This is a genomic window from Bifidobacterium vespertilionis (assembly GCF_008698145.1).
GTDB lineage: Bacteria > Actinomycetota > Actinomycetes > Actinomycetales > Bifidobacteriaceae > Bifidobacterium > Bifidobacterium vespertilionis.
This window is the reverse complement of sequence record NZ_RZNZ01000029.1, coordinates 1-5214: the sequence shown is the minus strand read 5'-3', so window position 1 is coordinate 5214 and position 5214 is coordinate 1. Positions and strand designations below refer to the sequence as shown.

Here is a 5214-nt window from a genome sequence, read left to right as displayed (position 1 = left end):
GTGTCAAGGAATCCTCATCTTGGAGAAGGCTTCCCGCTTAGATGCTTTCAGCGGTTATCCCTTCCGAACGTAGCCAACCGGCCATGCCACTGGCGCGACAACCGGCAAACCAGAGGTCCGTCCACCCAGGTCCTCTCGTACTATGGGCAGGACTCCTCAAGATTCCAACGAGCGCAGAGGATAGAGACCAAACTGTCTCACGACGTTCTGAACCCAGCTCGCGTGCCGCTTTAATCGGCGAACAGCCGAACCCTTGGGACCTGCTCCAGCCCCAGGATGCGACGAGCCGACATCGAGGTGCCAAACCATCCCGTCGATATGGACTCTTGGGAATGATCAGCCTGTTATCCCCGGGGTACCTTTTATCCGTTGAGCGATGCCGCGCCCGCGCGCCGGCACCGGATCACTATCCCCGACTTTCGTCCCTGCTCGGGCCGTCGCCCTCGCAGTCAAGCTCCCTTGTGCGATTACACTCAACACCCGATTGCCAACCGGGCCGAGGGAACCTTTGGGCGCCTCCGTTACTCTTTGGGAGGCAACCGCCCCAGTTAAACTACCCGCCAGGCACTGTCCCTGGCACGGATCACGTGCCGAGGTTAGACGCCAGATATGAACAGAACGGTATTTCACCTTACGACTCCACCATGGCTGGCGCCACGGCCTCAACGTCTCCCGCCTATGCTACACAATCCACACCTAACGACAATACCAAGGTATAGTAAAGGTCCCGGGGTCTTTTCGTCCTTCTGCGCTTAACGAGCATCTTTACTCGTACTGCAATTTCGCCGAGCTCCTGGTCGAGACAGTGGGGAAGTCGTTACGCCATTCGTGCAGGTCGGAACTTACCCGACAAGGAATTTCGCTACCTTAGGATGGTTATAGTTACCACCGCCGTTTACCGGGGCTTGAATTCACCGCTTCACCCCAAAGGGCTGACGGATCCTCTTAACCTTCCGGCACCGGGCAGGCGTCAGTGCATATACAGCGGCTTGCGCCTTCGCATGCACCTGTGTTTTTGGTAAACAGTCGCTACCCCCTGGCCTGTGCCACCCCCCAACGCTCCGGGCGCGAAGCCCTTCACCCCGGGGGGCCTCCCTTATGCCGAAGGCACGGGAGCAATTTGCCGAGTTCCTTGACCAGGATTCGCTCGCTCGCTTCGGTATACTCTACCAGACCACCAGTGTCGGTTTCGGGTACGGGCGGCCACCAGCCTCGCGCCGAAGCTTTTCTCGGCAGCACGGGATCACCGGATTCGGGCCACAAGACCCCCACCATCGCGCCTCACCCCATATGCACCCCGGATTTGCCTGGGATGCGGGCCACACGCTTGGCCACGGAAAACCACCTCCGCGGCCGGCTACCCCACTGCGTCACTCCACGCGCTCGAACGGCCAGAAGCCGGTACGGGAATATCAACCCGTTCATCCATTCGACTACGCCTGTCGGCCTCGCCTTAGGACCCGACTCACCCGGGGACGACGAACGTGGCCCCGGAACCCTTGGTCATCCAGCGGCGGGGATCCTCACCCCGCTCTCGCTACTCATGTCTGCATTCTCACTCCCCACAAGTCCACGACGGCTCACGCCATGCGCTTCGACCCCGTGGGGACGCTCTCCTACCCAACAACAAAACATTGCTGCCGCGTCTTCGGTGGCGTGCTTGAGCCCCGCTACATTGTCGGCGCGGGACCACTAGACCAGTGAGCTGTTACGCACTCTTTCAAGGATGGCTGCTTCTGAGCCAACCTCCTGGCTGTCTATGCGACCCCACATCCTTTCCCACTTAGCACGCGCTGAGGGACCTTAGACGACGGTCTGGGCTGTTTCCCTTTCGACGACGGAGCTTATCCCCCGCCGACTCACTGCCATGATACACATCACGGGTATTCGGAGTTTGGCTGCTGTCGGTACCCCATACGGGCCCTCAAGCATCCAGTAGCTCTACCCCCCGGATGCAATCACACGACGCTGCACCGAAATGCATTTCGGAGAGAACCAGCTATCACGGAATTTGATTGGCCTTTCACCCCCAGCCCCAGGTCATCCCCCCGGTTTTCAACCCAGGTGGGTCCGGTCCTCCACACGGTCTTACCCGCGCTTCAACCTGCCCAGGGCTAGATCATCCCGCTTCGGGTCCAGGACAAGCGACTCAAAAACGCCCTCTTCGGACTCGCTTTCGCTACGCGTACACCACACGGCTTACGCTCGCCACCCATCACTGACTCGCAGACTCATTTTTCGATAGGCACGCCGTCACCCCATCAAAGAGGCTCCGACGGTTTGCAGGCGCACGGTTTCAGGAACTCTTTCACTCCCCTCCCGGGGTGCTTTTCACCTTTCCCTCACGGTACTAGTACGCTATCGGTCGGACAGGAATATTCAGACTTACCCGGCGGTCCGGGCCGATTCACACGGGATTCCACGAGTCCCGCGCTACTTGGGAACACCACACGCCAGACCATGCGCCTACGGGTACGGGGCCATCACCCTCTACGGCCCGGAATCCAATCCGGTTCCCCTCGCACACGGCTTTGTCACTGACGCCCGGCCCGTCGGAACCGGGAAAGCGGCCTCCCGCAACACCCCACACGCAACCCCCGACGGGTATCACGCGCGCGGGGTTTGGTCGTCATCCGCTTTCGCTCGCCACTACTCACGGAATATCTCCTCCTGCAGGTACTGAGATGTTTCACTTCCCTGCGTACCCCCCACCCAAAGGTGGTGCCGGCCCATAACGGCCGGCGGGTTGCCCCATTCGGAAACCCTCGGATCAAAGCCCTGTCGGCGGCTCCCCGAGGCCTATCGCGGCCCCACGCGTCCTTCATCGGTCCTGTCCGCCAAGGCATCCACCACACGCCCATAACCGGCAACCCCAACCCCAACAAAAGGATCAGGGAAAGCCAGAGCACTACCGGCAAACGTCAAGACGACACATCATCACACTAACGATCAAACGATACAAGCAATCACAAACCACACCCAACCCCCACCAAAAAAGGGGGGCCGGGCGCGGCCCGGATCGAAAAAACAAATACGACGCCACCACACCACACACGCCACCAACCCCACAAGGGAAGACGACCCGCACGGCGCGAGGCATCGCTCGCGTCCACTATCCAGTTCTCAAACCACCGCCGCACCCCCGGCCAGACAACCCACCCACACAAGGACGAGCGCCAAACCCAAGGGGACGGAACGGACCCGCCAACCACCAACAGGCGGCCGTGGCGGCCCGGGAACCCAAAAGCATGTTCAAACCACTTCGACGCGGGACGCCCCGGCGCGACGCCAAGACACCCCCGCGAGCCCAAACGGCCCGCCACGCCCTTGCATCTTCCGATCCTCTTCCACGCCAGCACGCCCAACCACCCGGGGGACGATCCCCCGGCCGCTCGGGCCACACGACGGGCCACCAACCAGTGGCCCTGAAATCTCCGTAGAAAGGAGGTGATCCAGCCGCACCTTCCGGTACGGCTACCTTGTTACGACTTAGTCCCAATCACGAGCCTCACCTTAGACGGCTCCCCCCAATAAAGGTTGGGCCACCGGCTTCGGGTGCTGCCCACTTTCATGACTTGACGGGCGGTGTGTACAAGGCCCGGGAACGCATTCACCGCGGCGTTGCTGATCCGCGATTACTAGCGACTCCGCCTTCACGGAGCCGGGTTGCAGGCTCCGATCCGAACTGAGACCGGTTTTCAGGGATCCGCTCCATGTCGCCATGTCGCATCCCGCTGTACCGGCCATTGTAGCATGCGTGAAGCCCTGGACGTAAGGGGCATGATGATCTGACGTCATCCCCACCTTCCTCCGAGTTAACCCCGGCGGTCCCCCGTGAGTTCCCATCCGAAATGCTGGCAACACGGGGCGAGGGTTGCGCTCGTTGCGGGACTTAACCCAACATCTCACGACACGAGCTGACGACGACCATGCACCACCTGTGAACCCGCCCCGAAGGGAAACCGCATCTCTACGGTCGTCGGGAACATGTCAAGCCCAGGTAAGGTTCTTCGCGTTGCATCGAATTAATCCGCATGCTCCGCCGCTTGTGCGGGCCCCCGTCAATTTCTTTGAGTTTTAGCCTTGCGGCCGTACTCCCCAGGCGGGACGCTTAACGCGTTAGCTCCGACACGGAACCCGTGGAAAGGGCCCCACATCCAGCGTCCACCGTTTACGGCGTGGACTACCAGGGTATCTAATCCTGTTCGCTCCCCACGCTTTCGCTCCTCAGCGTCAGTAACGGCCCAGAGACCTGCCTTCGCCATTGGTGTTCCTCCCGATATCTACACATTCCACCGTTACACCGGGAATTCCAGCCTCCCCTGCCGCACTCCAGCCCGCCCGTACCCGGCGCAGACCCACCGTTAAGCGATGGGCTTTCACACCGGACGCGACGAACCGCCTACGAGCCCTTTACGCCCAATGAATCCGGATAACGCTTGCGCCCTACGTATTACCGCGGCTGCTGGCACGTAGTTAGCCGGCGCTTATTCGAACGGTACACTCAAACCCCCCGAAAGGGATCCTTGCTCCCGAACAAAAGCGGTTTACAACCCGAAGGCCTCCATCCCGCACGCGGCGTCGCTGCATCAGGCTTGCGCCCATTGTGCAATATTCCCCACTGCTGCCTCCCGTAGGAGTCTGGGCCGTATCTCAGTCCCAATGTGGCCGGTCGCCCTCTCAGGCCGGCTACCCGTCGAAGCCACGGTGGGCCGTCACCCCGCCGTCAAGCTGATAGGACGCGACCCCATCCCAAGACGCCAAAGCTTTCCCACACCCCCATGCGGAGGAGCGGAGCATCCGGCATTACCACCCGTTTCCAGGAGCTATTCCGGAACTTGGGGCAGGTTGGTCACGCATTACTCACCCGTTCGCCACTCTCACCCAGGTGCAAGCACCCGGGATCCCGTTCGACTTGCATGTGTTAGGCACGCCGCCAGCGTTCATCCTGAGCCAGAATCGAACCCTCCACAAAAAACTCATGAAGAGAACCATTGAAGGCTCCCAAACAATTTAGATCCATCAAAAATGAAGAAATCTGACGCGACCCCCTTATCAGGAAAGGGGATCCGCACGAAAAACCCCGGCCCCGCTTCAACCCATTCAAGGGACCCGACACCAGCAATGATGTCAGGCGGGAACCGGACTGGCAAACCAGAAAAATACAAGCATAAAGTAGTACAAACACACTCTTGAGTTCTCAAACCACCACAC

1 protein-coding gene and 2 rRNA genes are annotated in these 5214 nt (G+C 60.4%); all 3 read right to left on the bottom strand.

The annotated features are described in order from the left end of the window. Positions 1–2873, bottom strand: a 23S ribosomal RNA gene (locus tag EMO90_RS11975); the annotation flags it as partial. Positions 2874–3440: 567 nt separating this feature from the next. Further along, positions 3441–4975, bottom strand: a 16S ribosomal RNA gene (locus EMO90_RS11970). Between the two features lie 4 nt (positions 4976–4979). Then, on the bottom strand, positions 4980–5214 hold a 235-nt coding region (locus tag EMO90_RS12545), incomplete at its 5' end, for a hypothetical protein (RefSeq protein WP_223849874.1).